Below are 25,418 nucleotides of genomic sequence, written 5' to 3'. Positions count from 1 at the left end.
AGCCTGCGGCAGCTCCTACAGGGATCTGCTCAATTTTTAGAACGAGGTACCACCATGCGCGTCTGGATCGATGCCGACGCTTGCCCCAAGGCAGCAAAAGAGCAGGTCATCAAGTTCGCGCTCAAGCGTCAATTCGAGGTGGTGCTGGTGGCTGGACAGAGTCAGATCAAGCCCACGTACACCCTGGTCAAACTGATTGTGGTGCCCAGCGGCCCTGATGCTGCGGACGATTATCTGGTTGAGCACGCCGTACCCGGCGAGTTGGTGATTTGCAGCGATGTGCCGCTCGCCGATCGTCTGGTCAAGAAGGGCGTCGCTGCGCTGGACCCCCGTGGCAAAGAGTTCGACACACAAAACATGGGCGACCGACTCGCCGTACGTAACCTGTTCACCGACCTGCGAGACCAGGGGCAGATGGGCGGTGGTCAGCCGCCTTATGGCGACCGCGAAAAACAGGCTTTCGCCAACTCTCTGGACCGGATTCTCACGCGGCTTACTCGCTAGGCATCGCAGCCTAAAACGGTGCGTTCGCGCCTCAGAATGAATCACTCTGCACAGTCTGATCCTGAATCGTCAGCTTAAAGTGTGCAGAGTGAACAGCGCTCGATATCGCCTCTGCCCACTTTTTTCCACTTCGCAATGTTGTTCGGAAACGGCCTGGTTATTGCTCTTGCACCAGCCTGCCGTTGAGTCCGATCCCCAACCTTGTCGATGTGGAGAAAAACGATATGAGTTCACCCAGCGAGTTTCCCTTGAGTGAAGCCCCGCGTGAAGGACGCAAGGGGCTGCTGTCGATTTCCATGGTGCTATTCAGTTTCACCTTCTTCACCGGCACCATGTTTGCGGGTGGCAAGTTGGGCATGGCGTTCAACTTCGTCGACATGCTGTGGATCGCCGCCATCGGTAACAGCCTGTTGGCAATCTATGCCGCGGCGCTGGCCTTCATCGCCTCGCGCAGTGGTTTGAACACAGTATTGATGGGACGCTTCTGTTTCGGCGAAGCGGGCAGTCGGCTGTCCGATGTGCTGCTCGGTTTCGCCGAGCTGGGCTGGTACGCGTGGGGCACCGCGACGGTGGCCATTGTGCTGGTGAAGATGCTCGGCCTGGCCGAAGGCTTCACTACGCCATTGATGATCTTGTTCGGTCTGGGCTTCAGCATCACGGCGATCATCGGCTACAAAGGGCTGGACGTACTGTCGCGTGTGTCGGTGCCGCTCATGTTCGTGCTGCTGGTCATCTCCATGTACATCGCCACCCGCGATGTCGGCGGTTTTCAGGGGCTTGCGGCGGTTATCCCCAACGAAACCATGACGCTTTCAGCGGCCATCACCATGGTCTTCGGGACGTTCGCCAGTGGCGCAACCCAGGCCACCAACTGGACTCGTCTGTCACGCAGCGGACGCGTGGCCGTGACTGCCAGCGTCGTTGCCTTTCTGCTGGGTAACGGTTTGATGGTCGTCGCTGGCGCGTGGTGTGCGATGGTTTATCAGCAGGCCGATATCGTAGAAGTGATGATGCTTCAGGGCCTGTCTTTCGCCGCAGTGATCATGCTTTGCCTGAACCTGTGGACTATTCAGGGGCCGACCATCTACAACGTTTCGGCGGCGGCCTGCCACCTGTTGCGTAGCGAGCGGCGTCGCACCATGACATTGATCGCGGCGGCGGTCGGTATCGTCCTGGCCATCGGCGGTATGTACGAGATGCTGATTCCCTTTCTGGTGCTGCTGGGTTCGATCATCCCGCCCATTGGCGGCGTGATCATGGCGGATTTCTGGTACCGCCATCACGGCAAATACCCTGCGTTGGCCAGCGTTACCTTGCCACGCTACAACCTGCTGGGGCTGTCGTCTTATGCCATTGGCGCGGCGCTGGCGTACTTCTCGCCCTGGATTGCGCCGTTGGTGGGGATCGCCGCATCGGCCATCTGCTACATCGTGCTGCTTGAAGTGACAGGCAAGCGCAGCAGGGTCGCTGGCGTGCAGGAGGAGCTTTGAGCCTGACCGTTGAAGAAATTCTCCAGCTCCCCGGGCTGGAGGAAATGGCCGTGCGTGCAGGTTCAGCCAACCTGCATCGCAGCGTGCGCTGGTCGTACGTTGCCGAGAACGAAGGTATTGCCGACTGGATCATGGGCGGTGAGCTGGTTTTCATCACCGGCATCAATTGCCAGCGCGATGAAGCCAATCTCCTGCGCATGGTGCAGGAGGGCGATGCCAGTGGCATCGCCGGGCTGGTGATTCTGACCGGGGATGCCTATATCCAGCAGATCCCTCAGTCCGTGATCGCGCTGGCAGAGCGATGCGGTTTGCCGCTGATCGAGCAACCGTATCTGTTGAAGATGGTCATCGTTACCCACCTGATCGGCACGGCGTTGGTGCAGATGGCGCAAACCAAGCGCTCGCGCCACGACATCCTCGGCCAGTTGCTCAGCGGTGATTACCCAAGCCTGAGTATCGCCAGGCAGAGGGCTGCACATTTACGCCTGCCACTGGAGGTGCCTCGGCGTCTGGTCGCGCTGCGCCTGTCGGCGGTGAGCGTGCTGTTCGACAGCCATGCGCCGGAGGCTGCGGAACGGTTGCTGCAGCAAACCCGGCAGGCAGTGCTCGACCATCTCGACGCCTGGAATCGCACCTTACCGGACGCCTTGCCCGTCATCGTCCAGGGCGACTTGTTCATTCTGTTGTTGCCCAGGCTTGAAGCGATCCGCAGTGAGCTGGCGCGGCTGTATCGCGAGCTCGCCTCGGTGCTGGGCGACATGGCGTTGTTCATGGGGCTGGCCAATCCAGTCGAAGACTGCGGGCAATACCGTCAGGCACTGAATGAGGCTCGCCAGGCGCTGGATGTCGCCGAACACTTGCGACCCGCCAGCGGCCTTTGCGATTTCAGCGAGCTGGGCGTGTTGCGCCTGCTCCAGGCGGTTACTGATCGCTCGATCATCGACAGCTTCGTCAGACAGATCCTCGGGCCGCTGATCGAGACCAACCGCAAGCAACCCCACAGCCTGATTGAAACACTGGACGCCTTGCTCCAGGAAAACGGCAACGGACTCAAGGCCGCTCAGCGTCTTGGCATCCATCGAAACACCATCAATCAACGTATTCAGCGTATCGAGCAGCTCAGCGGGCAATCCCTCGACGACGCTAATTTTCGAATGAACGCTTCGGTTGCGCTGCTGGTATGGCGCATGTCCGAGGCTCAGCGACAGGAATAGTCATGAACATCATCAATGCCACATTGCGTAAAACCCAAGGGCTGCACACCGTCACCTGGGAAGACGGCTGCATCACAGCCATCACTGCTCAGGCCGAAAACGTGCAGCCTGCTTCAGATGATATCGATGCTCGCGGCCAATTGGTCATTGCGCCACTGGTGGAGCCGCACATCCACCTGGACGCAACACTGACCGCCGGTGAGCCTGAGTGGAACATGAGCGGGACCCTGTTCGAAGGCATCGAGCGCTGGGCTCAACGCAAGGAAACCATTACTCACGAAGACACCAAGCAACGCGCCCATACCACCATCCGCATGTTGGCCGAGCATGGCATCCAGCATGTTCGAACCCATATCGATGTCACCGACCCGACGTTGGGCGCGCTCAAGGCAATGCTTGAAGTCCGTGAAGAAGCCCGCCATCTGATAGATCTGCAGATCGTTGCCTTTCCTCAGGAGGGCATCGAATCCTACGAAAGCGGGCGTGAATTGATGACCCGTGCCGTGGAAATGGGCGCGGACGTGGTCGGCGGTATCCCGCACTTTGAAAACACCCGCGAGCAGGGCGTCAGCTCAATCAAGTTCCTCATGGACTTGGCCGAGCGAACCGGTTGTCTGGTGGACGTACATTGCGACGAGACCGACGACCCCAACTCTCGCTTTCTCGAAGTGCTGGCTGAAGAAGCGCGGGTGCGTGGCATGGGCAGCCGGGTAACGGCCAGCCACACCACGGCCATGGGCTCTTATGACAATGCGTACTGCTCAAAGCTGTTCCGGCTGTTGAAAAGGTCGGGCATCAACTTCGTTTCCTGCCCGACCGAGAGTATTCACCTGCAAGGCCGCTTTGACACTTACCCCAAGCGCCGCGGCCTGACCCGCGTCGCAGAGCTGGACCGTGCCGGGATGAACGTGTGCTTTGGTCAGGATTCGATCAAGGACCCGTGGTATCCGCTGGGCAATGGCAACATCCTGCGCATACTGGATGCCGGTTTGCACATCTGCCACATGATGGGCTTCGAGGATCTGGCTCGCAGTCTGGATCTGGTCACCGACAACAGCGCCAGAACCCTTAATCTGGGCGAGTGTTATGGCATCGCAGTAGGTCGTCCGGCGAACCTGGTCATCCTTGATGCCGAGAGCGATTACGAAGCAGTGCGCCGTCAGGCCAAGGCGCGAGTGTCGATCAGAGGCGGAAAGGTGTTGATGACACGAGTGCCGGAGCGTGTGGAGTTCAGTTAAGCCTTATTGCGAACGCTTTTCTGTAGGAGCTGCCGAAGGCTGCGAATGGCGGAAGGTCAGACTTAACGATTCGCAGCCTTCGGCAGCTCTTACAGAGGAGTAATCCAAACCTACTCTTCGTGCGTCAACTCCAGCACCCGGTCCACAAGCTTGTTGATCCCCGCGGCCGCCTCGCCGATGCTCTTGGCGACCATATAAGCCGGGGTGCTGACCAGTTTGCGGGCTTTGTCTTCGACGATTTCGGTCACTTCGCACTCTTGGTGCTCACCCTTCATGAGGGTAATGGCCTGTGCGGTCTCGGCGTCGTTGCCGATGGTGCAAGTCACGCCCGGGCCGTAGATTTTGGCGGCCAGGGCGGGGCTGATGCAGATCAGCCCGACGGGTTTGCCCGCTTCAGCGAAGGCTTCGGCCAAAGCAAGGACTTCTGCTTGCACCTTGCAGTCCGCACCTGCGGTGGCGAAGTCGGAAAGATTTTTCGCGGCACCAAAGCCACCGGGAATAATCAGCGCGTCGAACTGGGTAACGTCAGCCTCACGAATATCCTCAATAGCGCCGCGGGCGATGCGCGCCGACTCCACCAGCACATTGCGAGTCTCCGGCATTTCTTCGCCGGTCAGGTGGTTAACCACATGGTGCTGTGTGATGTTTGGCGCAAAGCACTGCACCGCCGCGCCACGTTGATCAAGGCGCAGCAGCGTGAGCACGCTCTCATGAATTTCCGCGCCGTCATAGACGCCACAGCCGGACAAAATCACGGCCACTTTCTTTTGCATGATCATTCTCCCTATCGAGCGCAGCGGTCTGCTCAAGACTTTTACCTAGTCTTGGGACAAGCGTCTGCGATGGGGATTCAATCCAATGCACTGCGTCCCGAAAATGCGCTGTCTCGCGGCAAACGATTGTCTGGTATCAACAAAATGCAATCGTTCGAATTGGAATGTATTCCTGTAGGAGCGCACGAGCACCGCGAGGCCGCGATAGCGGTATATCAGACAGGACGCCATCGCTGTCTCGCGGTGCTCGTGAGCTACAGAAAAGCATTCCAATGGGATGTGGGGAGGGGCGTTACAAACGAGCGCAATGCCGGGGCATTGCGCTCGTGTTGGACCTATTGGTCGGCGTGTTTCTTGTTGTCGGCAGGCACATCAACGGTGACTTCAGCCGGAACGTGGTTGACGACACTGGCATCAGCCTCGGCTGCCGCTGCTGCAGCCGTTGAGGCTGCGGCTGCTTCCTCTCTGGCAATACGCGCGTTCTTGAAACGACGACGCAACCAGAGGGCGAACCCGAGCACCAGCAGTGCGCCGAGTACCCACAACTCATACTTCTTGATGTTGCCCAGCATGCCTTCAAGCACTGCGCCGAAGTGATAAGCCGCATAACCCAGCGCAGCGGCCCAGACAGCCGCACCGATACCGTTGAGGACCAGATAGCGCAGTGGCGGGTAGCCCGACAGGCCAATCGCCACAGGCATGACCGTTCGCAAGCCGTAGACAAAGCGGAAGCTCAACACCCAGAGATCCGGGTGCTTGCGCACATGCGCCAGCGCTTTATCGCCCATGAGCTGCCAGCGCGGCTTGCGCGCCAGGATTTTGCGGCCGTGCTTGCGCCCCATGTAGTACCAGAGCTGGTCCCCGGCATAGCTTCCGAAGAACGCTACGACCACAACCAGTTTGATGTCCATGTATTCACGGAACGCCAGAAATCCAGCGAGAACCAGAATGGTCTCGCCTTCAAAGAAGGTGCCGATGAAGAGGGCGAAGTAGCCAAATTCGTGCAAGAAATTCTGGAGCATTGTCTGGATGCTGGCGAAATGAACGCGCAGCCTAACTCGGCCAAGCCATTCAGGAAAGTGTGCAAATGTGTCTCGACGTTAATCTTTCCTACAAGGACAATGGCAAACGCCTCTACTGCGGCCCCGAGTCGCACGTGGCCCATGACTGTCACACATTAGTCATAATGGCCGCTTATAACTGTCACGCTTGCCCGTGTACGCGGGCTCAGGAGTCTCGCCGTGAGCTTTACCCCCGCCAACCGCCTTTTTCCTCTCACCCGCCTGCGTCGCAACCGCCGCGACGATTTCTCTCGTCGTCTGGTCCGTGAAAACGTCGTAACTGTCGACGATCTGATCCTCCCCGTATTTGTACTCGATGGTGAAAACCGTCGTGAAGAAGTGGCTTCGATGCCTGGCGTAGAGCGCTTGAGTATCGATCTGCTGCTGGAAGAGGCGCAAAAGTGGGTCGCGCTGGGCATCCCGGCCCTGGCCTTGTTCCCTGTGACCCCGGTCGAGAAGAAAACCCTGGATGGCGCTGAAGCCTGGAATCCGGACGGTATTGCTCAGCGCGCTACCCGCGCGTTGCGTGACCGCTTCCCGGAGTTGGGCGTCATCACTGACGTGGCACTTGATCCGTTCACGACCCATGGTCAGGACGGGATTCTCGACGAAGAAGGCTATGTGCAGAACGACATCACCGTCGATGCGCTGGTCAAGCAAGCGTTGTCCCATGCCGATGCGGGTGCGCAGGTTGTAGCACCTTCCGACATGATGGACGGTCGAATTCAGGCCATTCGCGAAGCACTGGAGCTGGCTGGACACGTCAACGTGCGGATCATGGCTTACTCTGCCAAGTATGCCAGCGCCTACTACGGGCCATTCCGCGATGCGGTAGGTTCGGCGTTGAACCTGGGCAAGGCGAACAAGGCGTCCTACCAGATGGATCCGGCCAACAGCAATGAAGCGTTGCATGAAGTGGCCGCCGACCTGGCTGAAGGTGCGGACATGGTCATGGTCAAACCGGGCATGCCTTATCTGGACATCCTTCACCGGGTCAAGGATGAGTTCAAAGTGCCGACATTTGTTTATCAGGTCAGCGGCGAGTACGCGATGCATATGGCGGCCATACAGAATGGCTGGCTCAGCGAAGGCGTCATTCTTGAATCGCTCACCGCTTTCAAACGCGCAGGAGCTGACGGCATCCTCACTTATTTCGCCGTCCGCGCTGCAGAACTGTTAAAAGGGCAATAGCCGTACAGGAACATTCATGAATACCGAAGGACTTACCGAAGCTGCTGTTGAAGTCAACGATCAGGAAGTTCTGACTGTGGTCGAGCCAAGCGTCGAGGTCATACCCGCAATTGTCGAGACGCCGCCGGTGCCAGCGATTGTCGTGCCAAACCTGGACGACAGCAGTCTTTACATCCACCGGGAGCTGTCGCAGCTCAAGTTCAACATTCGCGTGTTGGAACAGGCACTGGATGAGTCCTATCCGTTGTTGGAGCGGCTCAAGTTCCTGCTGATCTTTTCCAGCAACCTCGATGAGTTCTTCGAAATTCGTGTCGCCGGTCTGAAAAAGCAGATCACCTTCGCCCGCGAACAAGCCGGTGCCGATGGTCTGCAGCCGCATCAGGCCCTGGCCCGCATCAGTGAGTTGGTGCATGGCCACGTTGATCGCCAATACGCGATCCTCAATGACATTCTGCTGCCTGAGCTTGAAAAGCATCAGGTGCGCTTCATCCGTCGTCGGCACTGGACGGCCAAGCTCAAAGCCTGGGTTCGTCGTTATTTCCGTGACGAAATTGCACCGATCATCACCCCGATTGGCCTTGACCCGACTCACCCGTTCCCGCTGCTGGTCAACAAGAGCCTTAACTTTATCGTCGAACTTGAAGGCATCGATGCTTTTGGTCGTGACTCCGGTCTGGCGATTATTCCGGCTCCGCGTCTGTTGCCACGTGTGATCAAGGTGCCGGAAGAAATCAGTGGTCCTGGGGATAACTTCGTCTTCCTGTCATCGATGATCCACGCCCACGCGGACGATTTGTTTCAGGGCATGAAGGTTAAAGGCTGCTATCAGTTCCGCCTGACCCGTAACGCCGACCTGGCGCTTGACTCCGAAGACGTGGAAGACCTTGCCCGCGCGCTGCGCGGCGAGTTGTTCTCCCGTCGTTATGGCGATGCGGTCCGTCTGGAAGTGGCCGACACGTGTCCAAAGCATCTGTCCGACTATCTGCTCAAGCAGTTCAACCTGTCCGAGTCCGAGTTGTATCAGGTCAATGGCCCGGTCAACCTGACGCGTCTGTTCAGCATCACCGGTCTGGACAGCCATCCGGAACTGCAATACCAGCCGTTCACCCCGGCCATTCCGAAGTTGCTGCAAAACAGCGAGAACATCTTCAACGTGATCAGCAAGCAGGACATTCTGCTGCTGCACCCGTTCGAGTCGTTCACTCCGGTGGTCGATCTGCTGCGTCAGGCTGCCAAGGACCCTCACGTTCTGGCCGTACGTCAAACGCTGTATCGCAGCGGTGCCAACTCGGAAATCGTCGATGCGTTGGTCGACGCGGCCCGTAACGGCAAAGAAGTCACTGCGGTGATCGAGCTGCGTGCGCGCTTTGACGAAGAGTCCAACCTGCAACTGGCCAGCCGCCTGCAGGCTGCGGGTGCAGTTGTGATCTACGGCGTGGTTGGCTTCAAGACCCACGCCAAGATGATGCTGATCCTGCGTCGCGAGGCGGGCGAGATTGTCCGTTACGCGCATTTGGGTACCGGTAACTACCACGCCGGCAACGCTCGCCTGTACACCGACTACAGCTTGCTGACCTCCGACGACGCCTTGTGCGAAGACGTTGGCAAACTGTTCAGTCAGTTGATCGGTATGGGTAAAACCCTGCGCATGAAGAAGCTGCTGCACGCGCCGTTTACGCTGAAGAAGGGCATGCTCGACATGATTGCCCGGGAAACGCAGTTTGCGGTGGACGGTAAACCGGCGCACATCATTGCCAAGTTTAACTCGCTGACTGATCCAAAAATCATTCGGGCGTTGTACAAGGCCAGTCAGTCTGGCGTGCGCATTGATCTGGTCGTGCGTGGCATGTGCTGCCTGCGGCCAGGCATTCCGGGCGTGTCTCACAATATTCATGTGCGCTCGATCATCGGCCGCTTCCTGGAGCACACGCGGGTGTTCTACTTCCTCAATGGCGGCGACGAGCAGATGTATCTGTCGAGTGCCGACTGGATGGAGCGAAACCTCGACAAGCGCGTCGAGACTTGCTTCCCGGTAGAGGGTAAAAAGTTAATCCTGCGAGTGAAGAAAGAGCTCGAGCTTTATCTGACCGACAACACTCACAGCTGGCTCTTGCAGCCAGATGGCACCTACGTGCGAAGCACTCCGACCGGAAACCAGAATGCTCGCAATGTTCAGGCGGCCCTGCTGGAACGCCTGAGCAATCCAGTCCTCAGCGTACGCTGAGGACGATACCGACCCGGGTCAGCCACTCCGCCTCCAAAGCGAAGTCGGCCTGGGTCAGTTGGTTGTTTTCCAGCCAGCCTTCCGGGAATACCACATCAAGATTGTTGCCGCTGGCGGTGAGAACCGGCTGCGGCATTTCCTGCGTGCCACGAATGTGGTGGAACAGGATCGCAAAGCGCAACAGCACGCACAGACGAATCAGCTTATCGCCCTCTGCGCCGAACTCGGCGAACTTGTCCTTGGGGATGTTACGGCGGTGGCCACGCACCAGCAGCGCGAGCATTTGCTGATCTTCGCGTGAGAACCCGGAAAGATCGGAGTGCTCGATCAGGTAGGCGCCGTGCTTGTGGTAGTGATAGTGGGCGATATCCAGGCCGACTTCATGAACCTTGGCTGCCCAACTGAGCAGTTCCCGGTAACTGTCATCCTCCAGGTCCCAGGCGTGAGCGACCTGCTCAAGCGCATGCAGAGCCTTTCGCTCGACACGGGCGGCTTGTTCCAGGTCAACGTGATAACGCTCCATCAGCGAGCTTAGCGTGCGCTCACGAACGTCTTCATGATGATGACGGCCCATCAGGTCGTAGAGCACACCTTCACGCAGCGCACCTTCGCAGTGATCCATGCGTTGCAGTTCCAGAGCGTCGAAAATCGCTTCGAGAATGGCCAGGCCTGCCGGGAAGATAGAGCGGCGATCCGGCTTGATGCCGTCGAAGTCGATCTTGTCTACGTCGCCCAGCTTGAACAGCTTGCGCTTGAGCCATGCCAGGCCGTCAGCATTCACTTCACCCGAGCCCTGGCCGTTGGCCTTGAGGGCCAGACCGATGGCGCGAATAGTGCCCGACGAGCCGATGGCCTCATCCCACTTAAGGCGATGCAGGGCGTGTTCGATGCTCATGATTTCCAGGCGCGCAGCGGTATAAGCCTGTGCATAACGTGCCGGGGTGATCTTGCCGTCCTTGAAGTAGCGCTGGGTAAAGCTTACGCAGCCCATTTGCAGGCTTTCGCGCAGCAGCGGTTCAAAACGCTGGCCAATGATGAACTCGGTACTGCCACCGCCGATGTCTGCCACCAGACGTTTGCCGGGGGTATCAGCCAGAGTGTGTGATACCCCGAGATAAATCAGGCGGGCTTCTTCACGGCCTGAAATCACTTCCACCGGGTGGCCGAGAATTTCTTCGGCGCGGATGATGAATTCATTACGGTTGCGCGCTTCACGCAGGGCGTTGGTACCCACGATACGCACCGCACCCAGCGGCAGACCGTTGATCAACTGCGCAAAACGCTTGAGGCAGTCGAGGCCGCGCTGCATGGACTCTTCGTTGAGTTTGCGCTCTTCGTTGATGCCAGCCGCCAGTTGAACCTTCTCTCCAAGGCGCTCCAGGATGCGGATATCACCCGAGTTGGCTTGGGCTACCACCATGTGGAAGCTGTTCGAGCCCAGGTCAATGGCAGCGATCAGGGAAAGATTCTTGGCTTTGGATTGCGGCATGATCAGAAAATCTCGGTCGATAACCGCGCCATCGTGCCACGATCCATGGCTGCCGCCAACGCGAAGCTTTGAAGCTGGCGCTTGGCCTTCAATGTCGATGGTCTGGATCAGTTATTTGTTGGATATGTTGGAGCTGGGCTTGCCCGCGATAAGAGCACCATCATATTCGAACATTGTGGTGTTCTTATCGCGAGCAAGCTCGGCTCCCACAAACGGTCAAACCGGCAAGCTGGTCGTGGATTTAATCTCCGACAGAGCCACCGTCGAATTCACTTCCTGAATCCCCGGCACCAGCGAGAGCTTTTCAAAGAAGAACCGCTCATACGCTTCAATGTCCGGCGTCACAATGCGCAGCAGGAAGTCCACCGAGCCCATTAGCACGTAGCATTCCAGTACTTCCGGGAAGCCGCGAATGGCTTCGGTGAATTCAGTGAAGTTCGAGCGGCCGTGAGCATTCAGTTTGATCTCGGCGAAGATCTGCGTGTTGAGGCCGATCTTCTTGCGATCCAGCAGCGAAACCTGACGGCGGATGACGCCTTCATCCTTGAGCCGCTGAATCCTGCGCCAGCACGGCGATTGGGACAATCCCACCTGTTCAGCGATTTGCGCGCTGGACAGCGACGCGTCCTCCTGGAGCAGTGCAAGAATCTTGCGATCGTAGGTGTCCAACTCAGTTTGCATAATTATTTCCCACTATGGAGATATGGCGCATTAACAAGTCTTATCAAGACTAAATCAACCAATGATGGATCAGAAATTTCTTTTCGAGCATGCAAGAATTTCTTCCAGTCATTTAAACCCTCTAAGTCGCAGAGGCTCACATGCCCAACCTCGAAGCCGTTACCTCTCAGCCACAACGTCCGGATACCTGGTCTGCTGACAATGCCCATTGCTGCGCGCGCTATCAGATTCTGGTCGAGGCTGAGGCCGATTCGCTGTGCCGAGTGCTGAACCTGTTTGCGATGCAGTACCTGATCCCTCATCAGGTCAACGTTCTGCAGCAGGACGACGTATTGGGTATCGACGTTGAGATCGCTAATCTGACGTGGCACCGGGCGCAGGTCATTGCGCAAAAAATGCGCAGCCTGATCAATGTCTGCTCAGTGGAATTGGAACAACTGGCTCAGCCGCACGTCTCAAACTCAACGGTTTCCCTCGCCGTCGGTTGAGCCCAGCAGAAAAAATACGTAACTCATGTGTACGCATATGCCGAAATAACTGACACGCTGGGGACTACGCTTGGTTCGTTTGAGCCCAATTGTCCAAAGGAATCCGCATGTCAGTTCACGCCTCATCATCACAGGACCGTTGGCTGGATCTGAATGATCTGCTGCGCGATCTGGTCGGCCAGGGTTTTATTGATCAGAGCAGTGCTGAAGATGCACTGACCCAGCGCCGCGGTGCCGCGAACCTGCAACTGCACCCCCTTGAATTCATCGCCGCGCAACAACTCGACGACCTTAAACGGCCCGGGCGCAAGCTGGATCTGGAGACTCTCACCGCGTGGCTCGCTGCGCAAAGCGGGCAGCCTTATCTGCGCATCGACCCGCTGAAGATCAAGGTCGCTTCGGTCACGCCATTGATGTCTTACGCCTTTGCCCAACGCCACAAGATTCTGGCGGTGGAGGTAGATCGCGACTCCGTGACCATCGCCAGCGCGCAGCCCTATGTGCGCGGTTGGGAGGCTGACCTGGCCCATGTGCTGAAACTGCCAATCCGGCGTGTAGTGGCCAATCCGGTTGATATTCAGCGGTTGGCGGTGGAGTTCTATCGACTGGCCAAGTCGGTCAGTGGTGCTGCCGCGACGGATCAGAAAATCAGCGGCATGGGCAACTTTGAACAATTGCTCAAGCTTGGGGCCAGTGATCAGGAGCCCGACGCCAACGATGCTCACATCGTCAATATCGTTGATTGGTTGTTCCAGTACGCGTTTCAGCAGCGAGCCAGTGACATTCATATCGAACCGCGACGAGAGCAGGGCACGGTGCGCTTTCGTATTGATGGCGTGCTGCACAACGTCTACCAATTTCCTGCGCAAGTGACCATGGCCATCGTCAGTCGCCTGAAAAGCCTGGGCCGCATGAACGTCGCCGAAAAGCGCAAGCCGCAGGACGGCCGGGTTAAAACCAGTACCCCTGATGGCGGGGAGGTTGAGCTGCGGCTTTCAACACTGCCGACGGCTTTCGGGGAAAAAATGGTCATGCGGATCTTCGATCCGGATGTACTGCTGAAAAACTTCGACCAGCTCGGGTTTTCCAGCGATGACCTGCGTCGCTGGGAAGGCATGACCCGTCAGCCTAACGGCATCATCCTGGTGACCGGGCCCACCGGCTCCGGCAAGACCACCACGCTTTACACCACGCTCAAGATGCTCGCGACCCCTGAGGTCAATCTGTGCACCATCGAAGATCCTATCGAGATGGTTGAGCCTGCGTTCAACCAGATGCAGGTTCAGCACAATATTGACCTGACATTTGCCAGCGGGATACGCGCGCTGATGCGGCAGGACCCGGACATCATCATGATCGGCGAGATTCGCGATCTGGAAACTGCCGAAATGGCGATCCAGGCTGCGCTCACGGGCCACTTGGTACTTTCCACGCTGCACACCAACGATGCGCCGAGTGCGATCAGCCGGATGCTGGAACTCGGCGTACCGCATTATTTGCTCAAGGCAACGATTCTCGGGGTCATGGCGCAGCGGCTGGTGCGAACTTTGTGTCCGCACTGCAAGGCACCGGTGCAACTGGATGAGAGCGACTGGCAGAGTTTGACTCGCCCGTGGCAAGCGCCAGTGCCCGCCGGAGCGCACCGCGCCGTAGGTTGCGTGGAGTGCCGCGATACCGGTTACCGCGGCCGCGCAGGCGTTTACGAGATCATGCTGATGTCCGATGGCGTTCAGGGCTTGATCAGTGCTGACCTGGACCTTACGGCGATGCGCCGCCAGGCGTTCAAGGAAGGGATGCGCAGCTTGCGTTTGTCCGGCGCCCAGAAAGTCTCGGCAGGGCTGACTACGCTTGAAGAAGTACTGCGCGTGACGCCGCAGAGCGAGCAGCGCTGAGCAAGTTGGAGTGATATTCCTGTGGGAGCGGTGTTTATGTCCCATAAAAAATCACTCACATCCTGAACCAATATTCCTTTGAATCATTGGCTTTATGTGGCCGAAGTCTGACTAAATAGCGCCCTGGTAAACGTTCGTAATCAACAGGGAAATGTTATGCAACTGGGCAGTGTGGTTTTACTCTTCGTTGCGCTGGCGATCGCCATCGTATTCATGGGCTTCAAGGTTGTGCCGCAGGGCTATCAATGGACGGTCGAGCGCTTTGGCCGCTACACCACCACCCTCAAGCCGGGCCTGAATATCATTGTGCCGGTGATGGACCGCATCGGGCGCAAGATCAATGTCATGGAAAGCGTGCTCGACATTCCGCCTCAGGAAGTCATCACGGCTGACAACGCGACAGTGCAAATCGACGCTGTGTGTTTCTTCCAGGTCGTGAACACCGCACAGGCGGCTTACGAGGTGAACAACCTCGAACACGCCATTCGCAATCTGCTGCAAACCAACATTCGTACCGTGCTCGGCTCCATGGAGCTGGATGCGATGCTCAGTCAGCGGGACAACATCAACGAACGGCTACTGCGCACCGTGGATGAAGCGACTGCCCCTTGGGGCATCAAGATCACACGTATCGAAATCAAGGACATCAGCCCGCCAGCTGACCTGATGGCCGCCATGTCCGGGCAGATGAAAGCCGAGCGGATCAAGCGTGCGCAAATCCTTGAAGCTGAAGGCCTGCGGGCAGCGGCGATCCTGACCGCTGAAGGCAAGAAGCAGGCGCAGATTCTGGAAGCTGAAGGTGGCCGTCAGGCGGCCTTCCTCGAGTCTGAAGCGCGTGAGCGTCAGGCCGAAGCTGAAGCGCGGGCCACTCAGGTGGTGTCCGAGGCCATTGCCAGCGGCAACGTTCAAGCGGTCAATTACTTCGTCGCACAAAAATATATTGATGCATTGGGCAAGCTGGCTTCAGCCAACAACAGCAAAGTCATCCTGATGCCTCTGGAGGCCAGTCAGGTAATCGGCGCGGTTGGCGGCATTGGCGAAATCGTTAAAGCCACTTTCGACAGCAAGAAGGTCTGAGGCGGGTTCTATGGAATACCTGCAAAATCTGTCGTTCTGGGACTGGCTGGGACTGGGCACCGTGCTGTTGATCCTTGAGGTGTTCGGCGCAGGTGGCTATCTGTTGTGGATGGGTGTTGCGGCGGCAGCGGTAGGCGTGATGACGTTCATCATTCCAGGGATGCTCTGGACGCTGCAGTTCCTGCTGTTTGCGGTGATCTCGGTACTGACGGCAGTGTATTGGTGGCGCCGTCAGCGTACGGTTAACCGGCCTTCGGATCAGCCCGGTTTGAACATGCGCGGTCAGGAGCTGATTGGTCGCGTGTTTACCGTCCAGAATGAGATTGTCGATGGCCGGGGCAAGATCAAGGTTGGCGACAGCGTCTGGCTGGTCAACGGGCCTGATACCCCGGTCGGAAGCCAGGTCCGAGTAATCGGCCAGGATGGGGCCATATTGCGGGTTGAGGCGCTGGGCGATCAGGCCTAAGCCTTGCCATTCCTTGTGGGAGCTGAGCTTGCTCGCGATAAGGCTGGACGCAATGTCCCTGAGATATGCGTCTTCCCTATCGCGAGCAAGCTCGGCTCCCACATGGAACTACCGCATCCCTCCAGACATCCAACGGTTTCAGAACAATCACTGTTGGAGTACCTCACCATGCGTCTCAAGCTCGCTGTCGCCACGTTTGCTCTGCTCTCTCTCCCGGTTGGTTCAGCAATGGCTGACGCTGGGTTCTGGCGTGATGTTATTTCCTCTGGCGCCACTACCGGCTCCACCTACCTGACTTTCAAGGATCACAAACTGATCGTTGCCGCTCAAGACGACGCCGGCAGTTTCGTTGCCAGCGACGGTGGCATCCGTGGTCCTTTCCTGGAAGCTGCTATCCAGCAGGTTCGCAGCGAAAACCCAGGCCTGAATGCTTCGGACATGGACCTGGCTAACGCCATCCTGGCCAAGAATCTGGTTGCTGAAAACCAGTAATTCCGGAATAAAAAAATGCCGCTCGATGAGCGGCATTTTTTATGGCTGGCTGTTTGGCTTATTCGCCGATAGCGGCCTTGTAGCCTGCAGCGTCCAGCAGTTTTGCCAGATCAGCATCGGCGGCACTTGGCTTGATCTTGAAGATCCATGCGCCGTAAGGGTCATTGTTCAATGATTCCGGAGCGTCGCCCAGCGATTCATTGACTGCAACCACTTCGCCAGCAATCGGCGAGTAGATGTCGGAAGCGGCCTTCACCGATTCAACAACACCTGCAGCATCGGCCGCAGCGAAGACTTTGCCAATTTCCGGCAGCTCGACGAACACAACGTCACCCAGCGCTTCCTGAGCGTGGTCAGAAATACCCACGACAATCAGATCACCTTCTTTCTTTGCCCATTCGTGGCTTTCAGCAAAACGCAGTTCGGCGGGGATATTGCTCATTTAGTCATCCTCAACATCGGGTCAGCGGTAAACCCGCCAGGAAAATTCAGATCAGGGCTTTGCCATGACGTACAAACGCAGGCTTGACCACGCGAACCGGGTACCATTTGCCGCGAATTTCGACTTCGGCACGGTCAGCAGTGGCCATAGGCACACGTGCCAAGGCAATCGACTTGCTTAGCGTAGGAGAGAAACTACCACTGGTGATCTCTCCTTCGCCAATTTCTGCGATGCGAACCACTTGATGGGCCCGCAAAACGCCGCGCTCTTCCAGTACCAGCCCCACCAGTTTCGAGCCAATACCCCGAGCGCGCTCGGCCTCCAGAGCCGCTCTGCCAATGAACTTGCGTGATGCAGGCTCCCAGGCGATGGTCCAGGCCATATTGGCTACCAGCGGCGTGACTTGCTCGTCGATGTCCTGGCCGTAGAGGTTCATCCCGGCCTCAAGTCGCAAGGTATCCCGTGCGCCAAGACCAATCGGGGAAATGCCAGCGCCCACCAGATCGTTGAAGAAGCCAGGCGCTTGTTCAGACGGCACAATGATTTCCAGGCCATCTTCGCCGGTATAGCCGGTACGTGCGATAAACCAGCGGTCGTCTTCGCGTCCCTCAAATGGCTTGAGCTGGCGAATAATTTCGGCGCGGGATGCAGTGACCAGCTCGGCAATTCTGGCTCGGGCGTGGGGCCCCTGAATAGCCAGCATCGACAGGTCATTACGCTTGTTCAGTTGCACATCGAAGTCGTTCAGATGCACAAACATCCAGGCGAGATCTTTGTCGCCAGTGGCCGCGTTGACCACCAGCCGGTAACCGCTGTCAGTGAGGTAGACGATCATGTCGTCGATGACCCCGCCGTCGTTGTCGAGCATCGCGCTGTACAACGCTTGCCCCACATCTTTCAGGCGCTCGACATCATTGGCGAGTAAATACTGCAGCCAGGTTTTTGCCTGACTACCGGTCACATCAATCACATGCATGTGCGAGACGTCGAACACACCGCAATCGCGGCGTACCTGGTGGTGCTCCTCGACCTGCGATCCATAATGCAACGGCATGTCCCAACCACCAAAATCGACCATCTTCGCGCCCAGGGCGAGATGCAGGTCAAAAAGCGGCGTGCGCTGTCCCATGGGTTTCTCCTTCCGGGCGTGGCGAAGGTGTGGACAGGCAAAACGCTGACATGCCCCCTTGAATTGGGGTTTGGAGCAGATAGCAACATGTCGAACAGTCTGACAGACCACACCGATTGCGGCGCATTGTAGCCGCAAGCCTCTAGACCCGCACCTAACGAAATTGGCGCGCGGAGCGTCGGATTAAACCGATAACCGGCAACAAGCCGACAAGGACAAGGGTCAGGGCGGGAAGAGCGGCACGGGCCCACTCGCCTTCGCTGGTCATCTCGAAGATGCGCACCGCCAGCGTGTCCCAGCCGAACGGGCGCATCAGCAGGGTGGCGGGCATTTCCTTGAGCACATCGACGAAGACCAGCAACGCTGCGCTCAGAGCGCCAGGCACCAGCAGCGGGAGATACACCTTGAAAAACAATCGTGGCCCACTGACACCCAAACTGCGTGCTGCTTCCGGAAGCGAAGGGCGGATGCGCGACAGGCTGTTTTCCAACGGTCCGTAGGCCACGGCAATGAAGCGCACCAGATAAGCCAATAGCAGCGCTGCCAGGCTGCCCAGCAGCAAAGGCTTGCCTGCGCCACCCAGCCAGCTGGAAACCGGAATCACCAGCACACGATCCAGATAACTGAACGCCAGCATGATTGACACAGCCAGCACCGAACCTGGCAGTGCATAGCCCAGATTGGCCAGGCCAACCCCGGAGTTGATCGCCGGAGTCGGGGCCAGACGTCGGGCGAACGCCAACACCAGTGCCACGCTCACGGTAATCAGCGCGGCGATGCTGCCCAGATACAAGGTGTGCAGGATCAGCCCGGTATAACGTTCATCCAGATCGAAGCGCCCGCGTTGCCAGACCCAGACGATGAGTTGCAGCAGCGGGACCGCAAAGGCGCAGAGGAACACCAGTCCACACCAGAAGCTGGCGGCGGCGGCCTTGAGTCCGCGCAAGTGGTAAAGCGCCTTGACCCGAGGCCGCTCATTGGTCGCCCGACTGGCACCTCTGGCTCGGCGCTCGCCGTAGAGCACGATCATCACCGCCAGCAGCAACAGGCTGGCCAGTTGCGCAGCGCTGGAGAGGCTGAAAAAGCCGTACCAGGTTTTATAAATGGCAGTGGTGAAGGTATCGAAGTTGAACACCGAAACCGCGCCGAAATCGGCAAGGGTTTCCATCAGTGCCAACGCCACACCTGCACCAATGGCTGGACGTGCCATGGGCAATGCAACGCGCCAGAACGCTTGCCACGGCGTTTGGCCGAGCACTCTCGCAGCCTCCATCAAACCTTTGCCCTGGGCAAGAAAAGCGGTACGTGCGAGCAGATACACGTAGGGGTAGAACACCAGCACCAGCACGATGATCACGCCGCCGGTGGAGCGTACCCTTGGCAGTCGCAACCCGGTGCCGAACCACTCGCGCAGCAGTGTCTGTACGGGGCCTGCAAAATCCAGCAGGCCGACAAATACAAACGCCAGCACATAAGCGGGAATCGCAAACGGCAGCATCAACGCCCAATCCAGCCAGCGTCGACCGGGGAATTCACACAGGCTGGTGAGCCACGCCAGGCTGACGCCCAGCAGTGTGACGCCAACGCCCACACCCAGAATCAGGGTCAGGGTGTTGCCCAGCAAGCGGGGCATCTGGGTTTCCCACAAGTGTGACCAGATCTGCATGTCGATGGTTTGCCAGGACAGCAGCAGAACGCTGAGCGGCAGCAGCACCAATGCAGCGATGGCGAAGACCAGCGGGTACCAGCGGCGTTGAGCAGGATGGGCCAAGAGGGCTCTCTATGGAGAAATCAGGCTTTGAGAGGCTCATGTGGGAGCAGAGCTTGCTCGCGATATCAGCGACGCTGTCTATCTGATACCGCAGTGCCCTTATCGCGAGCAAGCTCTGCTCCCACAGGAGAAATATGCTTTCAGGAGGTAATCAGTTCCAACCCACCCGATCCATCATGCGGATCGCTTCGGCCTGGCGCTTGCCTGCGATTTCGACCGGGATGGTATCAGCCTTGAACTGACCCCAGCTCGCGACTTCTTCGGAGGGGGCGACTTTCGGGTTGGCCGGGAACTCTTGATTGGTGCCCGCGAAGATCGCTTGCGCCTCGGGACCGGTCATCCACTCGACCATCGCCTTGGCAGCTTCCGGATGTGGAGCGTATTTGGTGAGGCCAATACCGGACAGGTTGACGTGTACGCCGCGGTCTGACTGATTCGGCCAGAACAGCTTCACCGCCAGATCAGGATTATCCTTGTGCAGACGCCCGTAGTAGTAAGTGTTGACGATGCCGACATCGCACTGCCCGGCGTTGATCGCTTCCAGCACGGCGATGTCGTCCGAGAACACGTCGGTGGACAGGTTGTTTACCCAGCCCTTGAGGATCTTCTCGGACGCTTCTGCACCATGGGTTTCAATCAAAGTAGCGGTCAGCGATTGGTTGTAAACTTTTTTCGCTGTACGCAGGCACAAGCGACCTTCCCAGTCTTTGCCGGCCAAAGCTTCGTAAGTGGTCAGCTCTTCTGGCTTAACGCGATCAGTCGAATAGGCGATGGTCCGCGCCCGCAGGCTCAGGCCGGTCCAGCTGTGTGTCGACGAGCGATACTGTGCAGGAATATTGGCGTCGATCACCGGCGAAGTGAACGGCTGCAGAATACCCATCTGCTCGGCCTGCCAAAGGTTGCCCGCATCGACGGTGAGCAGCAGATCGGCAGTGGCGTTCTCGCCTTCGGCCTTGATGCGCTGCATCAGTGGCGCTTCCTTGTCGGTGATGAACTTGACCTTCACGCCGGTCTTGGCGGTATACGCGTCAAACACCGGCTTGATCAGTTCATCAATCCGGGAGGAGTAAACCACTACCTCGTCGGCAGCCTGGGCGGTGCTGCCAAGCACTGTCAGTGTCAAAGCAGCCAGAAGACGCTTGCTTGCCTGCATGGAGAGGTCTCGCGTTCGCAAAATGAGGCGAAATGGTAGTGAATCCCATTTGCCAAGTCTGGATAGACGCGTAACAGAATGTTGCAGCTGGCGAGCATCGGACACTATCTGTGGGAGCCGGGCTTGCCCGCGATAAGGGCGATGCGATCCAGAGTGAACCGCATCCAGCCTTATCGCGAGCAAGCTCGGCTCCCACAGATGCATTACGGTCTAGAGACGCGCCAAATCCGGCAAATCCCCGCTCAAGCCCAGTGCCTGGCGCACGAATGTTGCCTTGGCTTCCGGAACCTGATTAACCATTTTCAGCCCGGTATTGCGTAGCCAGCGCAATGGCAGTTGGTCAGCCTGAAACAACCGCTCAAAACCTTCCATCGCCGCCATCAGCGCCAGATTGTGAGGCATGCGGCGGCGCTCGAAGCGGCTTAGTACTCGCACGTCGGCCAGTCGCTCTCCACGTTCATGGGCATGCAGCAGCACTTCGGCCAGCACTGCCGCGTCGAGAAAGCCGAGATTCACCCCTTGCCCGGCCAGCGGGTGGATGGTGTGTGCGGCATCACCGATCAACGCCAGGCCTTCGGCGACATAACGCTTGGCGTGGCGCTGGCGCAACGGCACACACACGCGAGGGTCGGCGGCAAGCACTGGGCCCAAACGGCCCTCGAAGGCCCGTTCAAGCTCGCGACAGAACGCGTCATCGTCCAGCGCCGTCAGCCGCTCGGCTTCCTTTGGGGTGACCGACCAGACGATGGAGCACCAATGTTCACCCTCTCGCTGCAACGGCAAGAAAGCCAGTGGGCCATTGTCGGTAAAGCGCTGCCAAGCAGTTTTACGGTGCGAATTGCTGGTACGCACGCTGGTCACGATGGCGTGATGCTGGTAATCCCACTCACGGGTTTGAGTGCCGGTCAGGCGACGGACTGCCGAGTTGGCGCCGTCAGCAGCAATTACTAGAGGCGCGCGCAACAGACGACCATCAGCCAGCGTCAGCAGCCACTCATCACCGGAGCGCCGCATCTGTTCCAGCCGCGCGTTGGCCAACAGGCCGATATCGCAGTCATGCAAACGGTCCAGCAGGGCGTCCTGCACGACACGGTTTTCCACGATGTGCCCGAGCACGTCGGCATGTACGCTGGCTGCCGAGAAGTGAATCTGGCCGGTGCCGCTGCCATCCCAGACCTGCATTTCACCGTAAGGACTGGTGCGCCGAGCGGCAATGCCTTCCCAGGCACCCAGACGTTGCAGAATCCGCTGGCTGGCGGCGGATAATGCGCTGACCCGGGGTTCGAACATCGCCTGAGCGTCGAAGGGTTTGACGCTCAGCGGGCTGCCATCAACCACGACAACGTTCAAGCCGCTGCCCTGTAAGGCCAGCGCCAAAGCGCTGCCGACCATTCCGGCCCCGACAATCAGCAGATCTGCGCGGATTTCCATGCTTTAAATCGTTCCCGCTGAAGGCGTGAGCCGGTGAGTAATAAGGCGTAAATCAAACATTGGGCCGAGTCCCCAGGCCCATGGCCTGACGCGCAAACCAGCGCTTGGCCGGAGGCAGCAGATCAAGCCCTAGCAGACCGATGTTACGACCGGCAGCAACCAGAGGCTCATTACTGCCAAACAGGCGCGTGACTTGATCAGAAAAGCCGACCGTAAGCTGTTGATCCACTCGCTGTTGCTCGCGATACAACTGCAATGTCGGCAGATCGCCCGGCAGCGTATCGCTGGCCAGTAACGTCTGCGCCAAGGCGTTTGCATCCCGTAGCGACAGGTTAAAACCCTGCCCCGCAATCGGGTGCAGGCTGTGCGCCGCGTTACCGAGTACGACCAGATGTGAGCGGACTTGTTCTTCCGCTTCGATGAGGTTCAGCGGATACACATGCCGCACTCCAACCTGCTGCAGCGTGCCGAGGCGATAACCGAACACGTTCTGCAGTTCGCTGAGGAAGCTGCGGTCGTCCAGTTCCAGCAAGCGCTGAGTGTCCGACCCCGTACGCGTCCAGACCAGCGCACAACGATTTTCCGGCAGCGGCAATAAAGCCATTGGTCCTTCATCGGTGAAACGTTCGAACGCCTGACCGCAGTGGGCTTCGCTCGGGGTGATATTGGCGATCAGCGCGCTCTGATTGTAAGGACGCTGGCGAACACCGATGCCCAATTGTTCACGCAGGCTTGAACGGCCACCGTCGGCCAATACCGCCAGATCGCATTCCAGCTCGGTTTCATCGTCAAGCAACAGGCGATAACCATCCGGCAGCGCTTGCATGCGTTTGACTTCAGCCGGGACGCGCCAACTGACTACATCTTTGTCCAGGCCCTGCCAAAGGCATTGGCCCAGCCAGGCGTTCTCCACCACATAGCCCAGCGCGGGCACACCTTCTTCCATAGCAGACAAGCGCGCAGACCCGAACCGACCACGATCCGACACCTGAATCTGCAGGATAGGCTCGGCGCGGCGGGCGATGGCTTGCCACAGACCAAGGCGCTCATAGATTTGTCGAGCACCGAATGACAGCGCCGAAGAGCGAGCGTCGTAGCTCGGCTGATAAGTGTCGCCGGGGGCGAACTGCTCGATCAGCACGATCTTCCAGCCGCGTTCCTTGGCGCCGGCCTGTAAGGCCATGGCGAGGCTGGCGCCGACCAGGCCACCACCGACGATTGCCAGATTGAAACGGCTCATGCAGCAAATTCCGGTTGATTGCGGGCTGCGGCCATCAGTGCCTCGATTTCCGCGACGGTTTTAGGTACGTCACCGGTAAGAATTTCACAGCCTTTTTTGGTCACCACGACGTCATCCTCGATTCGTATACCGATACCGCGCCATTTCTTCGCGACCTGCTGATTGTCCGACGCGACATAGATGCCTGGCTCGACCGTCAGGGTCATGCCGACTTCCAGCACCCGCCATTCGCCGCCGACCTTGTAGTCGCCCACGTCATGCACATCCATCCCCAGCCAATGTCCGGCGCGGTGCATGTAAAAAGCCTTGTAGGCTTCGTTGGCGATCAGCTCATCCACATCGCCCTGGAGCAAACCCAGCTCCACGAGGCCTGCAGTAATGACCTGAACAGTCGCTTCGTGGGCCTGATTCCAGTGTTTGTCCGGGCCGATGGCCGCAAACGCAGCTTCCTGAGCGTTGAGCACCAGCTCATAAATCGCTTTCTGCTCAGGGGAAAACTTGCCGCTGACTGGAAAGGTGCGCGAGATATCGCTGGCGTAACAATCAATCTCGCAACCCGCATCGATCATCACCAGGTCGCCATCTTTGAGCAGCGCATCGTTTTCCTGATAGTGCAGGATGCAGGCGTTGCGGCCTGACGCGACGATGGAGCCGTACGCGGGCATCTTCGCGCCGCCTCTGCGGAATTCGTAATCCAGCTCGGCTTCGAGACTGAACTCATGCAGCCCTGGGCGACAGGCTTGCATCGCCCGGACGTGGGCGCGGGCGGAAATTCTTGCCGCTTCGCGCATTACCTTGATTTCCGCCGCCGATTTATACAGACGCATGTCATGCAGCAGATGATCCAGCGCAACGAATTCATTCGGCGGCTGCGCGCCCAGGTGGGCTTTAGAGCGAATCACATTGATCCACTCCATCAGGTGCCGATCAAATTCCGCATTGCTACCCATGGCCGAGTAAACGCGGTCACGGCCTTCAATAAGGCCGGGCAGGATTTCATCGATATCGTTGATCGGGAATGCGTCGTCAGCACCGAAATCGCGGATTGCGCCTTCCTGTCCTGCGCGCAGCCCGTCCCACAGTTCACGCTGGGGGTTGCGCTCACGACAGAACAGCACGTATTCGCCATATTCCCGGCCGGGGATCAGCACCACCACCGCTTCCGGCTCCGGGAAGCCGCTCAGGTACTGGAAGTCGCTGTCCTGGCGATACACATGCTCGACGTCGCGATTACGTATCGCCACGGCGGCTGCGGGCAGAATGGCGATGCTGTTGGGTTCCATCTGCGCCATCAAGGCCTTGCGCCGACGAGCGTATTCCGACTTCGGGATATGGATCATAGGCAGGCGGGTTCCCTTTTTAAGCGCCGCGACCATCGTCTGACTGGACGATGATCGCGAAAGCGGCGATGAAGGATCAATGCAAAGACGGTTTTGGCTCGGCAGCAGCAGCTTTGTTGAATTCGGTAAACAACAGCAGCGGGGCGACGCGCAGGTATTCCATGACTTCCATGTAATCGCTTTCGCCGTCGTCGGACTCTTCCAGCGCGTCCTGTACCTGAGCGATAGCTGCCAGATCCTGCAACACTTCCATCGCTTCAGCGCTCAACGCCGTGTCACCGGCCGTCAGACCAAAACCGGTGAGGAAGCCCTGACACCACTGGCCCAGCGCAATGGCGCGTTCGGCAAGCGGTTCGTCGTCACTCGGGAGCAGCAAAACAACAGTCATGTCGTCGCTGGTGAGCTCGCCTTTAACCATCTCCTGCAAGCCGATCAGGGCCTGGCGGACATTGTCTTCAGGCACGGACTCAAGTAACTCGGCCGCGTCGTTCAACCAGTCACCGGAATCGAATCCGGAACCGGCGCAACTGCGGCCCAGCAGCAGGCCGTGCAGCTCAGCGGGAGAGACAGGATGACCGCTGCTGTTGAGCAGGGTGGCGAATGCTTTGTACGGGGAATTCTGAATGGGCATG

The 25,418-nt window shown here is 58.3% G+C and carries 23 protein-coding genes; 11 read left to right on the top strand and 12 right to left on the bottom strand.

All coding sequences use genetic code 11. From position 1 onward, the window contains the following. Nucleotides 1-54 precede the first annotated feature (54 nt). The 4 genes from ABRP31_RS26835 (at nt 55) to codA (ending at nt 4,446) form a co-directional block, all read left to right on the top strand. On the top strand, nt 55-504 hold the full coding sequence (locus ABRP31_RS26835; RefSeq protein WP_027902767.1) for a YaiI/YqxD family protein: 450 nt from the start codon (nt 55-57) through the stop codon (nt 502-504). A 224-nt stretch (nt 505-728) separates the two neighbouring features. Continuing rightward, complete coding sequence (codB, locus tag ABRP31_RS26830; protein ID WP_087272007.1) at nt 729-1,994, top strand: cytosine permease; 1,266 nt, start codon at nt 729-731, stop codon at nt 1,992-1,994. Further along, complete coding sequence (locus ABRP31_RS26825) at nt 1,991-3,208, top strand: PucR family transcriptional regulator ligand-binding domain-containing protein (protein WP_349971220.1); 1,218 nt, start codon at nt 1,991-1,993, stop codon at nt 3,206-3,208. Before codB ends, ABRP31_RS26825 begins: the two co-directional genes overlap by 4 nt. 2 nt (nt 3,209-3,210) lie before the next feature. Then, nucleotides 3,211-4,446 (top strand): cytosine deaminase, encoded by a 1,236-nt coding sequence (codA, locus tag ABRP31_RS26820; protein ID WP_349971219.1) that lies wholly within the window; start codon nt 3,211-3,213, stop codon nt 4,444-4,446. 110 nt (nt 4,447-4,556) lie between these two features. On the opposite strand, the gene elbB is transcribed toward codA, so the two are convergent. Beyond that, nucleotides 4,557-5,219, bottom strand: a complete 663-nt coding sequence (gene elbB, locus ABRP31_RS26815; RefSeq protein ID WP_349971218.1) for an isoprenoid biosynthesis glyoxalase ElbB — start codon at nt 5,217-5,219, stop codon at nt 4,557-4,559. A gap of 335 nt (nt 5,220-5,554) precedes the next feature. After that, nucleotides 5,555-6,241: a DedA family protein gene (locus tag ABRP31_RS26810; protein ID WP_087271994.1), complete on the bottom strand. Its 687-nt coding sequence runs from the start codon at nt 6,239-6,241 to the stop codon at nt 5,555-5,557. Nucleotides 6,242-6,460: 219 nt separating this feature from the next. Between ABRP31_RS26810 and hemB the strand changes: the two genes are divergently transcribed. Next, nucleotides 6,461-7,471: a porphobilinogen synthase gene (hemB, locus tag ABRP31_RS26805; protein ID WP_087271991.1), complete on the top strand. Its 1,011-nt coding sequence runs from the start codon at nt 6,461-6,463 to the stop codon at nt 7,469-7,471. A gap of 16 nt (nt 7,472-7,487) precedes the next feature. After that, nucleotides 7,488-9,695: a polyphosphate kinase 1 gene (ppk1, locus tag ABRP31_RS26800; protein WP_087271988.1), complete on the top strand. Its 2,208-nt coding sequence runs from the start codon at nt 7,488-7,490 to the stop codon at nt 9,693-9,695. Here the strand turns inward: ppk1 and ppx are convergent. Further along, a complete protein-coding gene (ppx, locus tag ABRP31_RS26795) occupies nt 9,682-11,184 on the bottom strand; it encodes an exopolyphosphatase (RefSeq protein ID WP_349971217.1) in 1,503 nt (500 codons plus the stop codon). The two genes, ppk1 and ppx, sit on opposite strands and share 14 nt — an antisense overlap. Nucleotides 11,185-11,400: 216 nt before the next feature. After that, nucleotides 11,401-11,865 (bottom strand): Lrp/AsnC family transcriptional regulator, encoded by a 465-nt coding sequence (locus ABRP31_RS26790; RefSeq protein WP_087271983.1) that lies wholly within the window; start codon nt 11,863-11,865, stop codon nt 11,401-11,403. A gap of 140 nt (nt 11,866-12,005) precedes the next feature. Here ABRP31_RS26790 and ABRP31_RS26785 point away from each other — a divergent pair, with 140 nt between their 5' ends. From ABRP31_RS26785 to ABRP31_RS26765, 5 genes are all read left to right on the top strand, one after another. Then, complete coding sequence (locus ABRP31_RS26785; protein ID WP_087271980.1) at nt 12,006-12,353, top strand: hypothetical protein; 348 nt, start codon at nt 12,006-12,008, stop codon at nt 12,351-12,353. Nucleotides 12,354-12,460: 107 nt separating this feature from the next. Next, a complete protein-coding gene (locus ABRP31_RS26780; RefSeq protein WP_349971216.1) occupies nt 12,461-14,245 on the top strand; it encodes an ATPase, T2SS/T4P/T4SS family in 1,785 nt (594 codons plus the stop codon). A 156-nt stretch (nt 14,246-14,401) separates the two neighbouring features. Continuing rightward, nucleotides 14,402-15,322, top strand: a complete 921-nt coding sequence (locus ABRP31_RS26775) for an SPFH domain-containing protein (RefSeq protein WP_087271974.1) — start codon at nt 14,402-14,404, stop codon at nt 15,320-15,322. Between the two features lie 10 nt (nt 15,323-15,332). Further along, nucleotides 15,333-15,788, top strand: coding sequence for an NfeD family protein (locus tag ABRP31_RS26770; RefSeq protein WP_349971215.1), 456 nt, complete (start codon nt 15,333-15,335; stop codon nt 15,786-15,788). A gap of 168 nt (nt 15,789-15,956) precedes the next feature. After that, nucleotides 15,957-16,280 (top strand): DUF2388 domain-containing protein, encoded by a 324-nt coding sequence (locus ABRP31_RS26765; protein ID WP_027901291.1) that lies wholly within the window; start codon nt 15,957-15,959, stop codon nt 16,278-16,280. Nucleotides 16,281-16,338: 58 nt separating this feature from the next. On the opposite strand, the gene gcvH is transcribed toward ABRP31_RS26765, so the two are convergent. From gcvH to ABRP31_RS26725, 8 genes are all read right to left on the bottom strand, one after another. Beyond that, nucleotides 16,339-16,722, bottom strand: a complete 384-nt coding sequence (gene gcvH / locus ABRP31_RS26760; protein WP_349971214.1) for a glycine cleavage system protein GcvH — start codon at nt 16,720-16,722, stop codon at nt 16,339-16,341. 46 nt (nt 16,723-16,768) lie between these two features. Further along, complete coding sequence (gene gcvT / locus ABRP31_RS26755) at nt 16,769-17,851, bottom strand: glycine cleavage system aminomethyltransferase GcvT (protein ID WP_349971213.1); 1,083 nt, start codon at nt 17,849-17,851, stop codon at nt 16,769-16,771. Nucleotides 17,852-18,005: 154 nt separating this feature from the next. After that, nucleotides 18,006-19,622, bottom strand: coding sequence for an iron ABC transporter permease (locus ABRP31_RS26750; protein ID WP_349971212.1), 1,617 nt, complete (start codon nt 19,620-19,622; stop codon nt 18,006-18,008). A 151-nt stretch (nt 19,623-19,773) separates the two neighbouring features. Continuing rightward, nucleotides 19,774-20,775, bottom strand: a complete 1,002-nt coding sequence (locus ABRP31_RS26745) for an extracellular solute-binding protein (protein WP_349971211.1) — start codon at nt 20,773-20,775, stop codon at nt 19,774-19,776. A 210-nt stretch (nt 20,776-20,985) separates the two neighbouring features. Beyond that, nucleotides 20,986-22,200 (bottom strand): 2-octaprenyl-3-methyl-6-methoxy-1,4-benzoquinol hydroxylase, encoded by a 1,215-nt coding sequence (locus ABRP31_RS26740; protein WP_349971231.1) that lies wholly within the window; start codon nt 22,198-22,200, stop codon nt 20,986-20,988. A 58-nt stretch (nt 22,201-22,258) separates the two neighbouring features. Then, nucleotides 22,259-23,446, bottom strand: a complete 1,188-nt coding sequence (ubiH, locus tag ABRP31_RS26735; protein WP_087271957.1) for a 2-octaprenyl-6-methoxyphenyl hydroxylase — start codon at nt 23,444-23,446, stop codon at nt 22,259-22,261. Continuing rightward, nucleotides 23,443-24,786: a Xaa-Pro aminopeptidase gene (pepP, locus tag ABRP31_RS26730; RefSeq protein ID WP_349971210.1), complete on the bottom strand. Its 1,344-nt coding sequence runs from the start codon at nt 24,784-24,786 to the stop codon at nt 23,443-23,445. Before pepP ends, ubiH begins: the two co-directional genes overlap by 4 nt. Nucleotides 24,787-24,862: 76 nt before the next feature. Next, nucleotides 24,863-25,417: a YecA family protein gene (locus ABRP31_RS26725; protein ID WP_087271951.1), complete on the bottom strand. Its 555-nt coding sequence runs from the start codon at nt 25,415-25,417 to the stop codon at nt 24,863-24,865. Between the last annotated feature and the right edge of the window lies 1 nt (nt 25,418).

This window comes from Pseudomonas caspiana (genome assembly GCF_040224095.2).
Classification (GTDB): domain Bacteria; phylum Pseudomonadota; class Gammaproteobacteria; order Pseudomonadales; family Pseudomonadaceae; genus Aquipseudomonas; species Aquipseudomonas caspiana.
The sequence above is the reverse complement of the archived record's forward strand: the minus strand, read 5'-3'. Positions and strand labels throughout refer to the sequence as shown.

Bases quoted from the DNA above. Each gene is read 5' to 3' on its own strand.
- ABRP31_RS26835 (WP_027902767.1), top strand. From the start codon at position 55: ATGCGCGTCTGGATCGATGCCGACGCTTGCCCCAAGGCAGCAAAAGAG.
- codB (WP_087272007.1), top strand. From the start codon at position 729: ATGAGTTCACCCAGCGAGTTTCCCTTGAGTGAAGCCCCGCGTGAAGGA.
- codA (WP_349971219.1), top strand. From the start codon at position 3,211: ATGAACATCATCAATGCCACATTGCGTAAAACCCAAGGGCTGCACACC.
- elbB (WP_349971218.1), bottom strand. From the start codon at position 5,219: ATGCAAAAGAAAGTGGCCGTGATTTTGTCCGGCTGTGGCGTCTATGAC.
- ABRP31_RS26810 (WP_087271994.1), bottom strand. From the start codon at position 6,241: ATGCTCCAGAATTTCTTGCACGAATTTGGCTACTTCGCCCTCTTCATC.
- ppk1 (WP_087271988.1), top strand. From the start codon at position 7,488: ATGAATACCGAAGGACTTACCGAAGCTGCTGTTGAAGTCAACGATCAG.
- ppx (WP_349971217.1), bottom strand. From the start codon at position 11,184: ATGCCGCAATCCAAAGCCAAGAATCTTTCCCTGATCGCTGCCATTGAC.
- ABRP31_RS26790 (WP_087271983.1), bottom strand. From the start codon at position 11,865: ATGCAAACTGAGTTGGACACCTACGATCGCAAGATTCTTGCACTGCTC.
- ABRP31_RS26785 (WP_087271980.1), top strand. From the start codon at position 12,006: ATGCCCAACCTCGAAGCCGTTACCTCTCAGCCACAACGTCCGGATACC.
- ABRP31_RS26780 (WP_349971216.1), top strand. From the start codon at position 12,461: ATGTCAGTTCACGCCTCATCATCACAGGACCGTTGGCTGGATCTGAAT.
- ABRP31_RS26775 (WP_087271974.1), top strand. From the start codon at position 14,402: ATGCAACTGGGCAGTGTGGTTTTACTCTTCGTTGCGCTGGCGATCGCC.
- ABRP31_RS26770 (WP_349971215.1), top strand. From the start codon at position 15,333: ATGGAATACCTGCAAAATCTGTCGTTCTGGGACTGGCTGGGACTGGGC.
- ABRP31_RS26765 (WP_027901291.1), top strand. From the start codon at position 15,957: ATGCGTCTCAAGCTCGCTGTCGCCACGTTTGCTCTGCTCTCTCTCCCG.
- gcvH (WP_349971214.1), bottom strand. From the start codon at position 16,722: ATGAGCAATATCCCCGCCGAACTGCGTTTTGCTGAAAGCCACGAATGG.
- gcvT (WP_349971213.1), bottom strand. From the start codon at position 17,851: ATGGGACAGCGCACGCCGCTTTTTGACCTGCATCTCGCCCTGGGCGCG.
- ABRP31_RS26745 (WP_349971211.1), bottom strand. From the start codon at position 20,775: ATGCAGGCAAGCAAGCGTCTTCTGGCTGCTTTGACACTGACAGTGCTT.
- ubiH (WP_087271957.1), bottom strand. From the start codon at position 23,446: ATGAGCCGTTTCAATCTGGCAATCGTCGGTGGTGGCCTGGTCGGCGCC.
- pepP (WP_349971210.1), bottom strand. From the start codon at position 24,786: ATGATCCATATCCCGAAGTCGGAATACGCTCGTCGGCGCAAGGCCTTG.
- ABRP31_RS26725 (WP_087271951.1), bottom strand. From the start codon at position 25,417: ATGCCCATTCAGAATTCCCCGTACAAAGCATTCGCCACCCTGCTCAAC.